Here is a 15,449-nt window from a genome sequence, read left to right on the forward strand (position 1 = left end):
TGTGACGACTCACAAACACCTGCGAGGACTGCGATTGGTACTGTCCGGCGGTGGGTAGCCTCAGGTATGACCGAGCTTCTCCACGCCCGCCCGACCGTCGCACTCTCTCCAGTCCTGCCGGTACCGTGTGGGCCGATTTCCGAAGCCGTCGTACGGTGCCTGACCACAGGTGAGCCGGGCAAGACCTCGAATTTGCCGACTCTCACGGATGTCGATTCGACGTCACGAGACGTACAACTCGCCTTGTTGATCTGCTACGAATTGCACTATCGCGGCTTCGTCGGCGTTGCCGACGAATGGGAGTGGGACCCCGATCTCCTGCGCCTGCGCGCATCCCTCGAATCCGCTTTTCTCGAGTATGTTCGGGCTCACGTCGAACCCGGGAACGATGCAGCCGCGGAGATGGACGCACTGTCCGTCGAGGCGACATCGGGAACCGGACCGTCGTGGTATCTGCGCGACGAGGGATCGTGGGAGCAGATGCGCGAGTATTTCGTGCATCGGTCGATCTACCATCTCAAGGAGGCCGATCCGCATGCCTGGGCCATCCCCCGTTTGACCGGTCAGGCCAAAGCGTCGTATGTAGCAGTCGAATTCGACGAATACGGCGGTGGGAAAGGTGACCGTGTCCACCAGAAGCTGTGGGCCGACTCGATGGTGGCCGCGGAACTCGATGCGTCGTACCTCGGCTACATCGACCGTGTGCCCGCTCAGACTCTGGCGTGGGTGAACCTGATGTCGCTCCTCGGTCTACATCGAGGGCTCCGTGGTGCCACTGTCGGACATCTTGCCGCCACCGAGATCACGTCGTCGCCGGGCTCACAGCGATACGTACTCGGTCTGAAAAGGTTGAAGGCACCCCAGGCCTGCATCGCGTTCTACGCAGAGCATGTCGAGGCGGATGCGATGCACGAGCAGGTGCTCAGGCACGATGTCGTCGGGAATCTGCTCCGTGACGAGCCCGAACTCGAGGCCGATGTGGTGTTCGGAATGCGCGCACTGGACTTCGTCGAGAACGAACTCGCCGATCACGTCATGTCGCGCTGGTCCACCGGTCGGTCCTCGCTCGACTGAGCCGGACGCTTCTTGGCGCGATGACTGGTGTCGCACAACGGATAGTTCCTACTCCGCCGACATGTGCACACCGCCACCGCGAACCTGTCGGAACACACTCGCGTGCCGTCGTCCAACACGATGTCGACGGGGCCGTCGATGACCATGGGCCCGCCCTTGACGATGCGGACCGTCGTGCGCTTCGTTGCGGACGCCGTTGGACCGGCGTTGTTCTCGACGGCGCTGTCGTCGTCATCGGTCGGCACGAATGACCACCAAATCCTCGATGTCGCGAGATGCTTCGAGAAGTCCGACCTGCTCGAGCCAGGCAGCCCTCTCGGTCATGACCGGACCGAACGAGATCGATCGACGTGCCGGAACGGACACGGTCAGGCCCGTACGACGCAGCATTGCCTCGGTTCGTGCAGGGTCGGAATACTCCGACTGCACCACTAGAAGGGTGCCGCCGGGAACGAGCAGGTCGTACGCGGCGTCGCACAGCGGATCCAACACCACTCGGCCGTCGTGGCCGCCGTCCCACGCTCGGTGCGGACCTACGCCGGCGGGCACCGACTCGGAGGGCACGTAGGGCGGATTGCACAGAACCACGTCGAACGGCTCGAGCACCGACGCGTCCGCGAACGACCCGAGGCGGACATCGACGTTCGCATCGAGGGCAGCTGCGTTGCGACGAGCGCACGCCACCGCGAGCGGCGAGATGTCGAACGCCAGCACTTCACGTGCGCCCAGCGACGCCGCAGCGAGCGCGACGGCACCGCTGCCGGTACACATATCGAGCACACGGGCACCCTGCACCACCCCGGCCCGCGACGCCATCTCGCACAGCAGCCACGAATCGTCCTGCGGCTCATACACTCCGGGATCTGCGTGAACCGCGCGGGTGGATCTGAACGTATCGAAATCGGCCGTCGTCATCGAGGTGTCCTCTCGGAGTTCGTCATCGCAAGACGTGCCCTCTCGGGCTGTGTGCCGAGCGTGGACTCCACTCGAAGGTGGGTATCGTATGCCCGATTGCATCGGCCGCAAACAAGCCGCTTGAAACCGCACGAATCGGGTAGTCCATCGACACCTTGCGGTGAAGAAAATGCCGCCGTTCGCCCGAGTCGGGCCCATACCGTCTGCGTCGGCAGCACTGCCGCGTCGTTCTTCGAGGAGATTCTCTTGTCGGTTCTACCGTCCATCGACCCTGTTCCTGCCGTCGTCGTGCCGTCGCTTCGGCAGGTGGTTCCGGCACCGACTGCCGGTGCCGGCATCACCGTCACCGAACTCGTGGGTGCCACCGTCGTTCGCGTTGCCGGAGACTTCGGTCGTCAGGATCTCGGCGTGCTGGCCGAGACACTCGGTGAAGCATCGGTCGAAGGCTCCAGGTTGGTGCTCGATCTGACCGCAGTCGACGTGGTGCCGGCGGGCACGGCAGCAATCCTTGATGCCACGTCGATGCACCTGAGCCGGTGGGGCGCTCGACTGGCTGTGGTCGCCGCTGTCGAGTCGACCCGAGCGCTGGCCGCGGACACACTCGGCCGCACCGTATTTCACACCACAGCCGACGCTGCACTCGCATTCAGAGAGATGTCGGCTTGACCTCGGTTGGCGTCGACGGCCACCACGACGTTCTCGTCCTCGGCGGGGGCAACGCGGGCATCAGCGCGGCAGCACGCGCACTTCGACTCGGTATCGACGACGTGGGAGTCATCGAACCCCAGTCCGTGCACACCTACCAGCCACTGTTGTCGTATGTCGGAGGAGGCCAAGCCCGACTCCGCGACGCCGAGCGAACCCAGCGCTCGGTGATGCCGAAGAGCAGCACCTGGATTCAGGACACGGTAGCCCGGGTCGACCCCTACGAGAAGGTGGTCACGACCGCATCCGGTCGGAGCTACGGCTATCGGGACCTGATCATCGGGACCGGTCTGGTGCCCGATCACGACGCGCTGCCAGGAATTGCCGATGCCGCCGACTCTGCCGCGGTGACGAGCAACTACCTGGGGCTGGCAGAAAAGACCTGGCAGCTGATCTCCCACTTCCCGTCACCCGAGGTCGGCGACTCATCCGCGCGCGGGACGGCAGTATTCACAGTGCCGCGGCCACCGGTGGGCTGCACCGGAACCACACTGAAACCGTTGTTCCTGGCCGCCGCCCACTGGCGAGCGACCGGGCAACTCGCAGACATCGACATCACCCTGGTGATCGACCGCGAGGTGCTACTCGATGTGCCACGGCTGGATTCGATGTTGCTCGATCACCTTCGCGACCTCGACGTACGGATACTGCACCGCACCGCGGTGACCGCACTTTCCCCCGACACTCGTCAGATCACCGTCACCGATCACCTCGGCACCCAGCAGATCATCGACTACCGGATGCTGCACCTGGTGCCCCCGTTCCGCGGACAGCCGTGGGTCGAGGCGTCGAACCTGGCTGCAGACGGACAACACGGTCTCGTCGACATCGACCCCCACACTCTGCGCCACCGCCGACACAGCGAGATCTGGGCCGCCGGTGACGGTGCCGCAATCGACACCGATTCTTCCGGCGGTGGGCTGAGAAAGCAGATCGCCGTTCTGATCGACAATCTGCTGGCCGCCAGAGCCGGACGAGAACTGTCCTCGTACGACGGGTACACCGTGGCACCGGTGACGATGGACGCCCACCGTCTCGTTGCGGCCGAGTTCGACCGGACCGGGTCACTCACACCATCGCTACCGTCGTTTCTCGATCCGCTGAAAGCACGACGATCGGCCTGGCTGTTCGACCGCTACGGCCTGCCACTGAGTTACTGGAACATGATTCTCCGCGGACGGCTCTGACAACACCGCCCAGCGATCAATCGACGTCGACTGCTGCCATCAGGCCATGGGGATCATGGATGTCGACCTCGTGGCCGTCCTCACGCAAACCGGCGGCCGCGTCGTCGAGCAGTCGACGGGCGACGTCGTCCATTGCCCGCACGTGATTCAGATCGAGGGTGATACGGCGATCGGCACCGATAACCTCGGCCAGCGTGGTCAGCACCGATTCGGCTCCGGCGAAACGTAGGTCACCTTGCAGGTGCACGGTCGTTGCGTCCTCGCCCGTTACCTCACGAATGGCCGACGTACCGCTCGGCGCCACGTGCATCATGTGTAATTCCAGATCCCGAGAGAGACGCTCGAACACCGCGACGCCCCGCACACTGTTTCCGTGTTCGTTCAACTTGGGCGACAGCACGGCCAACCCGACCTGGCCCGGCAGCACACCCACGATCGCACCGGCCACTCCGCTCTTGGCCGGAATCCCCACTGTCGCAACCCAACTGCCCGACCCGTCGTACATCCCGCAGGTGGACATCACAGACAGTACGTGGCGGTTGACTGCGCCGTCGATCAACCGTTCTTCGCTCACGGGATCGACTCCCCCGTTGGCCATTACCGACGCAATGGTGGCCAAATCCACGCAGTTGACGTCGACCGAACATTGACGGGCGTAGCCGTCGACCACCTCGGCCGGATCGGCTGCGAGAATTCCTACGGATTTGAGAAGATGTGCGATCGCGGTGTTGCGATCGTCCGATTCGATCTCGGCTTCGTAGACGGACGTATTGGTGCTCAACTGTCTTCCGGCGCAGCGGCTGTGCAAGTCCCTGACGCGTTCGGCACGCTCCTGGGCCGAGCTCCCGCGAATCATGGAGTGCACAGCGAGTGCGCCTGCATTGATCAGCGGATTGCGCGGCCTGCCCGTGGCGCGTTCGAGCGAGATCTCGTTGAACGAATCGCCCGAAGGTTCGACGTCGGTGGCCTCCAGCATGCGTGCGAGTCCGTTGTCTTCGACAGCCAATGCATAGGCGAGCGCCTTGGAGATGGACTGGATGGAGAACTCGGTATCGCAATCACCTGCGGCATACACCGATCCGCCGACGGTCGCCAGGGCCACCGCGAAAGTATCGGGGTCTGCTCGCTCGAGTTCGGCGTTCCCCTTCGCGATTGCCCCGCCGTCGAGTCGACGGCAATCGTCGAGGACGGATTCGAGGTAACGGGTAATCGGTGACTGCATCGTTTCACGCTAACTCGACGAGGAAGTCATTCCCGCATCAAGTGATTCAGTGCTCGCGCTCCGAGTCCGTCGTCGACGCGCTCTGGAACATTTCCAAGAAGGATCCGAAGCTCTCGCCACCCGCTGCTTTGTCTCGTGTGTCCTGTGCGGGTCCGACCGCCGCATTGTCTGATTCCATGCCTCCGATGCTGCCGTTCGGACATGTCGGAAAATCCAGGCGAAGTATCACGATAGGGCCACAAAGTATAACGAATCGATAACGGCCGCCAAGATACCCGTCGTGACCAGTGACAACTGGCCGACGGTGTTCTCGGGTTCGCGCACGGCCGCCCATTGACGTACGCGGTTTGTCGGAAGTGCGACGGTAGAGTCGGGCCCGACCGAAGGGACGATGTGACGGACGCGATACCCGGACGGCGCACCGTATCGCGCCGCTCGTTCTTCACCGCAGTGGTGGCGGGCTCGACGCTGATGCTCGTGACGCGGGCCAGGGCCTCGGCAGATCCGGCCCGCATCGATGAACCCGAACAGGTCCTCACCACGCTTCCGGCCGACTCGAATCTGGTGATCCTCGAGGTGCGTGGTGACGGATCCGTGCACTGCGCATTACCCCGTGCCGAGATCGGACAGGGGCTCACCACCTCGGTGGCGATGCTGATCGCAGAAGAGCTGGACATCCCACTCGACAAGACGGTCGTGTCACTCTCCCGCGGCCGGCAAGAACTCATCGGCAACCACTACACAGGCGGCTCCAACTCCATCCAATCTCTGTGGGAGCCCGCTCGGTTCACCGCTGCGACCGCGCGGGCGCGACTGTTACGCGCGGGCGCCGATCGATGGGGTGTCGACGTCGGCACGCTGAGGATCGTCGACGGCGTCGTCAGTGCACCGGACGGACGGGCCGCACACTTCGGCGAGCTGGTGGCCGCGGCTGCGGCTCCGGAACTGCGCTTCGAGGCGATGGACCCGAAGTCGGAGGCAGGCCTGCGCGTGGTCGGCACACCGACCACGCGCCAGGATGCTCGCGCGATCGTCACCGGCCGGCTCACCTACACGCTCGATCTCGACGTGCCCGACGCCATGCCGGTCGTCGTCCGGCGCCCACCGACGATCAACGGAACCGTCGCTTCGGTGGACGAGGCGGGGTTGCGAGCGATGCCAGGGGTGATCGATGTCGCGGTCGTGTCCACCGGGGTCGCCATCATGGCGCGAACCTTCGGATTCGCACTCGCCGCGAAGGATGCTGCGGTGGTCACGTGGAACGCCGGAACTATCGACGACGAGTCCACCCGGTCCATTCAGGACCGGCTCCGCCGCAGTACTCCGGCGTTCACCGGCTTCGGCGGAGTGGGCAGGCCCGAGCTGCCGGGCGAGACGAAGCTGAACGTCGACTTCGACTTCGCTCCCGTCTCGCATGCCGCGATGGAAACCAATTCGGCGGTCGCCGACGTGCGATCCGATCGTGCAGATGTCTGGGCGTCGATGCAACTACCCAACTACGCCGGGCAGAAAATTGCTCTGACACTGGGCCTTCCGCTGAATCGGGTCACCACCCACGTGATGAACGGCGGGGGCTCGTTCGGGCGAAGGCTCTACCTCGACGGCCCGCTCGAGGCAGCCGTCATCTCCCGCGCAATGGGCAGACCGGTGCGCTTGATGTGGTCGCGGGTGGACGACATGCGGCACGGCCGCGCCAGGCCCGCGGTACACACCAAGTTCGACGCAGTGCTCGCACGCGGCTCGGTGATCTCGTGGGAGCAACGCGTGGCCGCAGTCTGCACCGATTTCGACGGCGGTTTCGGTGACCTCGTCACCGACGCACTGGCACCGTCCCCGCTGATCTCCCAGACGCTGTTCCACAGCACCCGCGACCCGTACTCGTTCACCGAGAGCAGTATCAGAACCCTCGTCGAGGTACCGGTCCAGATGCCCACCGGCAGTTGGCGATCGGTGTTCTCCGGGACCGTACGTACCGCAGCCGAGATCATGGTGGATCGCATCGCCGACGCCCTCGACACCGATCCATTGGAGCTCCGCATCGGTGCGGTGGCGAGCGACCGCCACCGTGACGTCCTGCGCACGCTCGCCGCAGAGGGCAACTGGGGTGCAGATCTCGGCCCCGGCCGCGCGCAGGGCATCGGGTTCCATGCCGAATTCGGTTCCAGTGCGGGATATCTCGTCGAGATCGACGCACAGGACCCGCGGGTGCCCCGCGTGAGGAAGGCCGTCATCGTCGTGGACGTCGGCCGCGTGGTCAACCCTCGCAGCCTCGAGGCTCAAATGATCGGCTGCCTGATGGACGGCATCTCGACCACCCTCAGGGCCGGGCTGCACTACGAGCAGGGGCTGCCTCTCGAAGGTAGTTACTCGCAATTCCACTATGCCCGCCAACGCGATTCACCACCGGATGTGCGGGTGGTCATCATGCCTCCCACCACCGAGACCCCCGGTGGCGCAGGAGAACTGGGGGTGCCCGCTGCCGCCGCTGCGGTGGCCAACGCGTACGCACGCGCCACCGGCACCACCCCCACCAGCTTCCCGATATTGTTCGACGTCGACTTCGAACCGTTCCCGAAATGAGGATCCGTGGCTGAACAGAAGTTCGTCGTCAACGGGGTCGAAGTGTCGGTCGACCTACCCGACGACATGCCGTTGCTCTGGGCCCTGCGAGACGAGCTCGGCGTCCGCGGCCCCAAGTACGGGTGCGGCATCGGCGTGTGTCACGCCTGCACCAGTCACCTCGACGGCAAGGAGGTACTCCCCTGTGTCACACCCGTCTCCGATGCCGTCGACAAAGAGGTCACGACCATCGAGGGACTCGCCGACGGCGATGTTCTCCATCCGGTGCAGCAGGCGTGGATCGACGAGGACGTCTCTCAATGCGGTTACTGTCAGCCGGGCCAGATCATGGCTGCCGTTGCTCTCCTGAAGCGCATCCCCGATCCGACCGACGAGGACATCGACACCATCGAAAACGTCTGCCGGTGTGGTACCTACCCCCGAATTCGACGGGCCATCAAGGCAGCCGCGAAAGCGATGTCGCAGGGCTGATCGAACGGTTTCTGCCACAGCACAACACCCCGCGAACCACAGGTTCGCGGGGTGTTGTGTTTACTACCCGATTCAGCTCAGTTCGAAGCGATCGAGCATCATCACCTTGTCCCACGCAGCAACGAAGTCGCGGACGAACTTTTCCTTGGCGTCGTCGCAGGCGTACACCTCTGCGATGGCGCGCAACTCGGAGTTCGAGCCGAAGACCAGGTCGTTACGAGTTCCGGTCCACTTCTTCTCACCGGTAGCGGCATCCTTGGCCTCGTAGATGCCCTCCTCGGCGGCGGGAACCCACTCGGTGCCCATGTCGAGGAGGTTGACGAAGAAGTCGTTGGTGAGCGTGCCGACCTTGTCGGTCAGAACGCCGTGGGTCGACTGCTTGAAGTTTGCTCCGAGCACGCGCAGACCACCGACGAGCACGGTCATCTCGGGTGCACTGAGCGAGAGCAGGTTTGCCCGATCGACCAGGTTGAACTCGGCCGGCAGCTTCTGACCCTTGCCCAGGAAGTTACGGAAACCGTCGACCTTGGGCTCCAGATCGGAGAACGAGTCGACGTCCGTCTTCTCCTGCGTGGCATCCATGCGGCCCGGGGTGAACGGGACCGTGATGTCGACGCCGGCGTTCTTGGCGGCCTGCTCGACGGCTGCGACGCCACCGAGTACCACGAGGTCGGCGAAGGACACAGTTCCGGAGAACGACTGCTGGATTCCTTCGAGAACGCGGATGACCTGTGCGAGCTCGTCGGGCTCGTTGACCTCCCAGCCGGCCTGCGGCTGCAGACGCAGACGGCCACCGTTGGCACCGCCGCGCTTGTCACTGACGCGGAACGACGACGCCGCCGCCCACGCAGCCGAGATCAGCTGATCCTGAGTCAATTCGGATCCGAGGATGGCCTGCTTCAGTTCGGCGATCTGTGCGTCACCGATCAGCTCGTGATCGACGGCCGGGATCGGGTCCTGCCAGAGCAGGGGCTCCGCGGGAACCTCGGGGCCGAGGTAACGCGTGACCGGTCCCATGTCGCGGTGGGTGAGCTTGAACCAGGCCTTCTGGAATTCCTCTGCGAGCTCCTCTGGATGGTCGAGCCACCGCCGGGTGATCTGCTCGTAGATCGGGTCGACGCGCATCGCGATGTCGGAGGTGAGCATCGACGGGTGACGACGCTTGGAGGGATCGGCGGGGTCGGGAACGAGGTCCGCACCTTCGCCGTTCTTCGGGCGCCACTGGTGGGCACCGCCCGGGCTCTTGTAGAGCTCCCACTCGAATCCGTACAGCGTCTCGAGGAAGCTGTTGTCCCACTGCGTGGGCGTCGGGGTCCAGATGACCTCGAGACCACTGGTGATCGCGTCTGCGCCGACGCCGCTCTGGAAGCTGTTCTTCCAGCCGAGACCCATCTGTTCGATGGGAGCGCCTTCGGGCTCTGCCCCGATGTGCGCGTCGGGATCAGCAGCGCCGTGTGTCTTGCCGAACGTGTGTCCACCGACAGCCAATGCGGCGGTCTCGATGTCGTTCATGGCCATGCGGCCGAACGTCTCGCGGATGTCCAGTGCGGACTGCACGGGATCCGGGTTACCGTTCGGGCCTTCGGGGTTGACGTAGATCAGGCCCATCTGCACTGCGGCCAACGGGTTGTCGAGGGTCGTGCGATCACCGTGGTAGCGCTCGTCGCCCAACCAGGTCTGCTCCGGGCCCCAGTAGACGTCCTCGTCCGGCTCCCAGGCGTCGACGCGTCCGCCGGCGAAGCCGTAGGTCGGCAGACCCATCGACTCGATGGCGACGTTGCCGGTGAGCACGATCAGGTCGGCCCAGGAGAGCTTGCGTCCGTACTTCTGCTTGACCGGCCAGACGAGGCGGCGTGCCTTGTCGAGCGAGGCATTGTCGGGCCAGCTGTTCAGCGGCGCGAAGCGCTGCATACCTGCTCCGGCACCGCCGCGTCCGTCCTGCTTGCGGTAGGTGCCCGCTGCGTGCCACGCCATGCGAATGAAGAAGGGGCCGTAGTGGCCGAAGTCCGCGGGCCACCAGGGCTGCGAGTTCGTCATCAGGGCTTCGATGTCGCGCTTGACCTCAGCGAGATCGAGAGAGTTGAACTCGGCTGCGTAGTCGAAGTCCGGCCCCATGGGGTCGCCGACTGCCGGGTTCTTCTTGAGGATCTTCAGATTCAGCGACTTCGGCCACCACTCACGATTGCTACCGCCTTCGACGGGCATCGGCATCGAGTCGTGCATGACCGGACACTTGCCGCCGCCACCATCCTGCGGCTGATCCTCGTTCATCTCTTTTTCGCGTGTTACGTGGTCTTCAGACACGTGCTTCCTTCCAAGTTATGACGATCGGGCTGTGATCGGTGGTCACGAACTCTGCTGTGTTCGAGACCGGGGAGGGAACTGAACGGGAACCGCCGGCTGCTCACGAGCGGCCGAACACTGTGCGCAGAGGCCCCAGTAGATGACCTCCGCCTCGTCGATCGTGAAACCGACGGAGTCCGATGCCGTGAGACACGGCGTCTCGCCGACGGCGCAATCGACATCGGCGATGACGCCGCACGAACGACACACGGCGTGATGATGGTTGTCTCCGACGCGCGATTCGTAGCGTGCGGGCGAACCCGCCGGCTCGATCCGCCGAACCAAGCGCGCCAGCGTCAAGGCATTGAGGACGTCGTAGACCGTCTGCCGCGACACCTCGGGCAGCATGGATCGCACGAGACCGAGAATGGTGTCGGTATCTGCGTGCGGGTTGGTTTCGACAACCTCCAGTACCGCGACCCGGGGACGGGTCACGCGCATATCGGCGGCGCGCAATTGCTCCGCATGCGGCGAGATCGGCATCACGGGATCAGTATCCACCCGCTTTCTGGACCAAGTCAAGTATTCGGTTGGAATTTACCGGCCGTTCTTCACGCAGCCCATCCGAGCAACCCGTCAGGCCAGCGCCAGAAACAGTTTCTCGAGTTCCGCCTCGGTCATCGGCTCCTTGTCGCCTGCGCTTTCTCCCGTCATGCACTCACGTAGACCGGTGGCCACGATCTTGAATCCGGCCTTGTCGAGTGCACGCGAGACGGCGGCGAGTTGGGTGACGACGTCCTTGCAGTCCCGACCGTTCTCGATCATTCCGATGACGCCGGCGAGCTGGCCGTGCGCGCGCTTGAGTCGGTTGAGTACCAATGCGATGCTGTCTTCGTCGCCGATCATGTCGATCCCCTCGGTGGTTGTGGTATTGAACCCGATGGTACCCCCGGGGGCATCAAGCGTGATCGGATCCGGTACCGCCCAGTGCCGCGATCGCTGCCTGAAGTTTCGCGGTGGCCTCGGAGGCGACCGCACCCAACTCGGGCTCACCGGTGACCTCGACCATGATGGCCGGGTTCATCGCCTCGACGATCACGGACCCCGGTGCCGTCGTGTCCTCGCGCACGATCACGTTGCACGGCAGGAGCAGACCGATCTGCTTCATCACTCCGACAGCGCGATGGGCAAGTCCGGGGTTGCAGGCACCGAGGATCATGTAGCGCTCCATGTCCTCACCGAGTTTCGCCTTCAGGGTGGCCTGCATGTCGATCTCGGTGAGAACCCCGAATCCTTGCTCCGACAACGCCTTTCTCGTGCTGTCGATCGCAGTGTCGAAATCGGTGTCGGTCAACGTGGTGGACAATGCGATGTTCATGGTGACTCCTGAAAAGTTGTCGTGTGTGATGAGACGTCAGTGAGAAAAGCGGATGGCGGGCAACGCGGCACGTAGCCATGCCGGCGACCACCACGCGCCGTGCCCGGTCAGCCGTAGCAGGACCGGAAGCAGCACGAGTCGAACCAGGAACGCGTCGAGCAGTACCGCAACGCCGAGGATGATGCCCATCTCTTTCGGAGGCAACGGATCCGACAGTGCGAATGTGAAGAACACTGCCACCATCACCGCCGCAGCGGCAAAGATCACTCGTCCGGAATGGGCCAATCCGTCGACCTGAGCAACCTTGGCGTCGCCCGAGCGCTCGTAGTGTTCCTTCGCGGTGGCCAGCAGGAACACCGTGTAGTCCATGGCGATGGCGAAGATCATCGCAAAGAAGAACACCGGTCCCCAGCCGTCCAAGAATCCTTGTGGGGTGAAACCGAGCAATGATGCGCCGTGGCCGTCCTGGAAGATCGACTTGGCGACTCCGAAGGCTGCTGCCGTGGACAGCAGGCTCACCAGAGTGCCGAGCAGCGCGATCAGCGGGGCCTGCAGCGCCACCAGAAGCAGCACGAAACCGAGGACCAGGATGATCCCGACGACGATCGGCAGGTAGTCGTTCAAAGCCTGCTGAAGATCCAAGTTCTCTGCAGGTGCGCCACCGACGAGTGCCGAATCGGGCAGCGTGGCGCGCAGATCCGCGAGAATCGAGCCCATCGCTTCGTCGGACGGATCCACTGACGGAATTACCTGCAGCAGTGCATATCCCGAGCCGTCTGCGGCACTCTGCGGCGGCGTCACCATCGAGATCCCGTCGACCGCGGCAGCGACGGTCGCGGTCTCGACTGCTGCCGCGTCGGGCACGATGATCTGTAGCGCTCCCGGCGCACCCGGTCCGAACTGGGCCTGCACGAGGTCGTACCCCTGGCGCACCGGTGCATCCTCCGGCACCACCGCGATCGACGGCATCGCCACCTTCAAGCCGAGTACCGGAAGTGCCAAGGCGATCAGAATTCCCACGGAGACGACCGCGAACGGCCACGGATGCTTGTGCAACAATTCGCCCCATGCCGCGAACTTCGGGGATCGATGCTCCTGCCGCTTGGCATACGGCAAGGAGGCGGCGTTGACCTTCGGTCCGAGCGCCCCCAATGCCGCAGGCAGCAGCGTCATGGTCGCCAGCAACACGAAAGCGACGGCCAGCATGATGCCGACAGCCATCGTGCGTACCGCGGGCGCGGGAACGAGCAGCACGGCGGACAGACTCACCAGCACCGTCAGCCCGGACAACACGACGGCTTTACCTGCCGTATCCATGGTTTCGGCCACCGCGGCCCGAGTGTCGGCGGTGCGCAACGCGTCGCGGAATCGAGCGACGATGAACAGGGCGTAATCGATCCCGAGCGCGAGCGCGAACATCATCGCGAAGTTCATGGCCCACACCGAGATCGGAGTGACACCGTTGAGCAGAACGAGACCACCAGCGGACGCGACGAGTCCGGCGACGGTGAGCAGCAGCGGCAAGCCGGCGGCGACGAGTGATCCGAACGCAAGCACCATGATCGCCAATGTGACCGGCCACGAGAACAATTCGGCCTGAATCATGGCATCGTGGTTCGCCTTGTTGAAGTCCGACCACAGGGCCGACGAGCCGGTGGGATACACCTCGATTCCGTCGGTCGAGAGCGCGGTCAACCGCTCCTTCACATCGTCGACGGCCTTGACCATCTCGTCGGTCGTGCCGTTCGCTCCGGCCATGACGATGCCGGTTCGTCCGTCCGGGCTGATCGTCATCCCCGGTTGCGGCAGGACGACGTCACCGAATCTTGTGTCTCCCGAGAACACATCGGACACGTCACCGATCACTGCCTGAACGGCGGGATCGGTGACGGGTGCCGCGTTGGAGTGGACGACCACCTGCACCGCGGCGGAGGAATTACCGCCGAAGTGCTGCTGGGCCAATTCTCGAACCTGGACGGATTCGGATCCGTTCGCCTGCCATCCCGCTCCGGCCAGCGACGAGAACACCGAGGGCGCAAAAGAACCCAGGCCCACGAGCGCGATGAGCCATACGCCGAACACCCACCGCCGATGAGTCACCATCGAGCCGCCGGCGCGGCCGAGCACGCCAGGCCCGGCTACCGGCCTGTCATCCGGTGGGCGAAGAAGTTCGGCATCGCGCAGCGACATGGTGCTCCTATACGGGTGGGGGTATCGATCGGAGTAGTGGAAACCCCGAACGATCGAACGAGACCACCATCGCATATACCCAAGGGGGTATGCAAGTACCCCTGGGGGTACCGGCCCCAGGGGTACTCGAATTCGCAGCGGGCGCGCCGCTGACGTCAGTCGTCGATCAGCGGCGGCCGTTCCACTGCTTCTCTATCCCCCGCAGAACCTCGAGCGTCTGGGCCGAGTCTGCATCGACGGCCATCCGCGACCGAGCGCGCTCGAGCGCACGCTCGGCGCGCGTCACGGCACGGTGGCCCGAGTCGGTGGCCTCGACCAAGTACTGCTGCCGATTCCGCGGATTGACGCTTCGCACCAGCAGTCCGGCGGCCACCAGGGTCGCGGTGGTCGCGGTGATGCTTGTTCTGTGCCGCACCAACTCTCGCGACAGCATGCTGTACGACGTCGGCCCTCGCCTGCACACCAGTTCCAGAACCTCGTACCTCGCCCAGCTCAGCCCATGCGCGTCCAGTGCCTCCGCTAAACGGACCCGCGCGGCCGACGCCATGCGCAGCACCGTCGACACGATTTCGAGCTCGGTCGAATGTGCCGGAGACGTATCACCGTCGAAGGATTCGGCGAGGGCAGTCATCGGATACTCCCTATTTGATTTCGGTGAGGACGGTGCCTTGGGTGATGGCGTCGCCTGCGGTGACGGACAGGCCGGTGACGGTGCCGGCTTTGTGGGCGGTGACGGGGTTTTCCATCTTCATCGCTTCGAGGACGGCGATGAGGTCNGGCGTCGCCTGCGGTGACGGACAGGCCGGTGACGGTGCCGGCTTTGTGGGCGGTGACGGGGTTTTCCATCTTCATCGCTTCGAGGACGGCGATGAGGTCTCCGGCTTCGACGGTTTGTCCTTCGTCGACGGCGACTTTGACCACGGTGCCTTGCATCGGTGCGGTGACCGCGTCACCGGACGCCGCCCCTGCTCCGGCACCGCCACGGGTGCGGGCTTTCGGCTTGCGCCGCACCGCACCGGCAGGTCCACCGTTGCCGCCGCCTCCGTTGCCGCCGAGGGACAGTTCCCCGGGCAGGGAGACCTCGACGCGGCGGCCTCCGACCTCGACGACCACCGATTGGCGCGGCAGCATCTCCTCGTCGTCGAGCGGTTGTCCGGCGGTGAACGGGGGAACCTGGTTGTCCCATTCGGTTTCGATCCACCGAGTGTGCACATCGAACGAGTCGCCGTCGCCGATGAATGCCGGATCGGAGACCACCGCAGCGTGGAACGGGATCACCGTCGCCAGGCCCTGAACATCGAATTCCGCCAGCGCCCGACGCGAGCGGGCGAGGGCCTCCTCGCGAGTGGCTCCGGTGACGATGAGCTTGGCGAGCATCGAATCGAACTGGCCCCCGATCACACTGCCGGATTCGACACCGGAATCCACGCGCACTCCCGGACCG

At 64.5% G+C, this 15,449-nt stretch carries 16 protein-coding genes and 1 pseudogene; 5 read left to right on the forward strand and 12 right to left on the reverse strand.

All coding sequences use genetic code 11. From position 1 onward, the window contains the following. Positions 1–66 precede the first annotated feature (66 nt). Positions 67–1,074, forward strand: a complete 1,008-nt coding sequence (locus tag ASG84_RS04305) for an iron-containing redox enzyme family protein (protein ID WP_057475763.1) — start codon at positions 67–69, stop codon at positions 1,072–1,074. Here the strand turns inward: ASG84_RS04305 and ASG84_RS04310 are convergent. Both ASG84_RS04310 and ASG84_RS04315 read right to left on the reverse strand, forming a co-directional pair. Next, positions 1,029–1,319 carry a CDGSH iron-sulfur domain-containing protein gene (locus ASG84_RS04310; RefSeq protein ID WP_327213060.1) on the reverse strand — a complete coding sequence of 97 codons (291 nt, stop codon included), beginning with the start codon at positions 1,317–1,319 and terminating at the stop codon, positions 1,029–1,031. The two genes, ASG84_RS04305 and ASG84_RS04310, sit on opposite strands and share 46 nt — an antisense overlap. Further along, positions 1,306–1,989 (reverse strand): HemK2/MTQ2 family protein methyltransferase, encoded by a 684-nt coding sequence (locus ASG84_RS04315; protein ID WP_057475764.1) that lies wholly within the window; start codon positions 1,987–1,989, stop codon positions 1,306–1,308. The genes ASG84_RS04310 and ASG84_RS04315 overlap by 14 nt, the downstream gene beginning before the upstream one ends. 246 nt (positions 1,990–2,235) lie before the next feature. Between ASG84_RS04315 and ASG84_RS04320 the strand changes: the two genes are divergently transcribed. Next, positions 2,236–2,655: a hypothetical protein gene (locus ASG84_RS04320; protein ID WP_156399376.1), complete on the forward strand. Its 420-nt coding sequence runs from the start codon at positions 2,236–2,238 to the stop codon at positions 2,653–2,655. Then, on the forward strand, positions 2,652–3,881 hold the full coding sequence (locus ASG84_RS04325; protein WP_057475766.1) for an NAD(P)/FAD-dependent oxidoreductase: 1,230 nt from the start codon (positions 2,652–2,654) through the stop codon (positions 3,879–3,881). The genes ASG84_RS04320 and ASG84_RS04325 overlap by 4 nt, the downstream gene beginning before the upstream one ends. Before the next feature lie 16 nt (positions 3,882–3,897). Here the strand turns inward: ASG84_RS04325 and glsA are convergent, their stop codons facing one another. Together glsA and ASG84_RS28505 are read right to left on the reverse strand one after the other, a co-directional pair. Then, positions 3,898–5,103, reverse strand: coding sequence for a glutaminase A (glsA, locus tag ASG84_RS04330; RefSeq protein WP_057475767.1), 1,206 nt, complete (start codon positions 5,101–5,103; stop codon positions 3,898–3,900). Positions 5,104–5,149: 46 nt separating this feature from the next. Continuing rightward, the gene (locus ASG84_RS28505) at positions 5,150–5,281 is read right to left on the reverse strand and encodes a hypothetical protein (protein ID WP_268793482.1); all 132 of its coding nucleotides are present in this window, start codon (positions 5,279–5,281) and stop codon (positions 5,150–5,152) included. Between the two features lie 215 nt (positions 5,282–5,496). Here ASG84_RS28505 and ASG84_RS04340 point away from each other — a divergent pair, with 215 nt between their 5' ends. Both ASG84_RS04340 and ASG84_RS04345 read left to right on the forward strand, forming a co-directional pair. Next, positions 5,497–7,683, forward strand: coding sequence for a molybdopterin cofactor-binding domain-containing protein (locus tag ASG84_RS04340; RefSeq protein ID WP_057475769.1), 2,187 nt, complete (start codon positions 5,497–5,499; stop codon positions 7,681–7,683). Between the two features lie 6 nt (positions 7,684–7,689). Continuing rightward, positions 7,690–8,154, forward strand: a complete 465-nt coding sequence (locus tag ASG84_RS04345; RefSeq protein ID WP_082520767.1) for a (2Fe-2S)-binding protein — start codon at positions 7,690–7,692, stop codon at positions 8,152–8,154. A 72-nt stretch (positions 8,155–8,226) separates the two neighbouring features. Here the strand turns inward: ASG84_RS04345 and katG are convergent, their stop codons facing one another. The 8 genes and pseudogenes from katG to ASG84_RS04380 all read right to left on the reverse strand — a co-directional run. Then, a complete protein-coding gene (gene katG / locus ASG84_RS04350) occupies positions 8,227–10,458 on the reverse strand; it encodes a catalase/peroxidase HPI (RefSeq protein WP_082520768.1) in 2,232 nt (743 codons plus the stop codon). A 42-nt stretch (positions 10,459–10,500) separates the two neighbouring features. Further along, on the reverse strand, positions 10,501–10,980 hold the full coding sequence (locus ASG84_RS04355; RefSeq protein ID WP_057475817.1) for a Fur family transcriptional regulator: 480 nt from the start codon (positions 10,978–10,980) through the stop codon (positions 10,501–10,503). Positions 10,981–11,073: 93 nt separating this feature from the next. Next, entirely contained in the window at positions 11,074–11,343 is a 270-nt protein-coding gene (locus ASG84_RS04360) for a metal-sensitive transcriptional regulator (protein ID WP_057475771.1), read from the reverse strand. A gap of 52 nt (positions 11,344–11,395) precedes the next feature. Continuing rightward, complete coding sequence (locus tag ASG84_RS04365) at positions 11,396–11,815, reverse strand: DUF302 domain-containing protein (protein ID WP_057475772.1); 420 nt, start codon at positions 11,813–11,815, stop codon at positions 11,396–11,398. A 36-nt stretch (positions 11,816–11,851) separates the two neighbouring features. Further along, complete coding sequence (locus tag ASG84_RS04370; RefSeq protein WP_057475773.1) at positions 11,852–14,005, reverse strand: MMPL family transporter; 2,154 nt, start codon at positions 14,003–14,005, stop codon at positions 11,852–11,854. A 166-nt stretch (positions 14,006–14,171) separates the two neighbouring features. Beyond that, positions 14,172–14,636 (reverse strand): MarR family winged helix-turn-helix transcriptional regulator, encoded by a 465-nt coding sequence (locus ASG84_RS04375; protein ID WP_057475774.1) that lies wholly within the window; start codon positions 14,634–14,636, stop codon positions 14,172–14,174. Positions 14,637–14,646: 10 nt separating this feature from the next. Beyond that, positions 14,647–14,775 carry an acetyl-CoA carboxylase biotin carboxyl carrier protein subunit gene (locus tag ASG84_RS28705; RefSeq protein ID WP_442970904.1) on the reverse strand — a complete coding sequence of 43 codons (129 nt, stop codon included), beginning with the start codon at positions 14,773–14,775 and terminating at the stop codon, positions 14,647–14,649. A 7-nt stretch (positions 14,776–14,782) separates the two neighbouring features. Further along, positions 14,783–15,449, reverse strand: a pseudogene (locus ASG84_RS04380) (biotin/lipoyl-containing protein); the annotation flags it as partial.

It is taken from the genome of Rhodococcus sp. Leaf278 (assembly GCF_001426085.1).
Taxonomy (GTDB): domain Bacteria; phylum Actinomycetota; class Actinomycetes; order Mycobacteriales; family Mycobacteriaceae; genus Rhodococcoides.

Excerpts from the sequence above, each read along its gene's own strand:
- ASG84_RS04305 (WP_057475763.1), top strand. The coding sequence starts at position 67 with ATGACCGAGCTTCTCCACGCCCGCCCGACCGTCGCACTCTCTCCAGTC.
- ASG84_RS04315 (WP_057475764.1), bottom strand. The coding sequence starts at position 1,989 with ATGACGACGGCCGATTTCGATACGTTCAGATCCACCCGCGCGGTTCAC.
- glsA (WP_057475767.1), bottom strand. The coding sequence starts at position 5,103 with ATGCAGTCACCGATTACCCGTTACCTCGAATCCGTCCTCGACGATTGC.
- ASG84_RS28505 (WP_268793482.1), bottom strand. The coding sequence starts at position 5,281 with ATGGAATCAGACAATGCGGCGGTCGGACCCGCACAGGACACACGAGAC.
- ASG84_RS04355 (WP_057475817.1), bottom strand. The coding sequence starts at position 10,980 with ATGCCGATCTCGCCGCATGCGGAGCAATTGCGCGCCGCCGATATGCGC.
- ASG84_RS04360 (WP_057475771.1), bottom strand. The coding sequence starts at position 11,343 with ATGATCGGCGACGAAGACAGCATCGCATTGGTACTCAACCGACTCAAG.
- ASG84_RS04365 (WP_057475772.1), bottom strand. The coding sequence starts at position 11,815 with ATGAACATCGCATTGTCCACCACGTTGACCGACACCGATTTCGACACT.
- ASG84_RS04370 (WP_057475773.1), bottom strand. The coding sequence starts at position 14,005 with ATGTCGCTGCGCGATGCCGAACTTCTTCGCCCACCGGATGACAGGCCG.
- ASG84_RS04375 (WP_057475774.1), bottom strand. The coding sequence starts at position 14,636 with ATGACTGCCCTCGCCGAATCCTTCGACGGTGATACGTCTCCGGCACAT.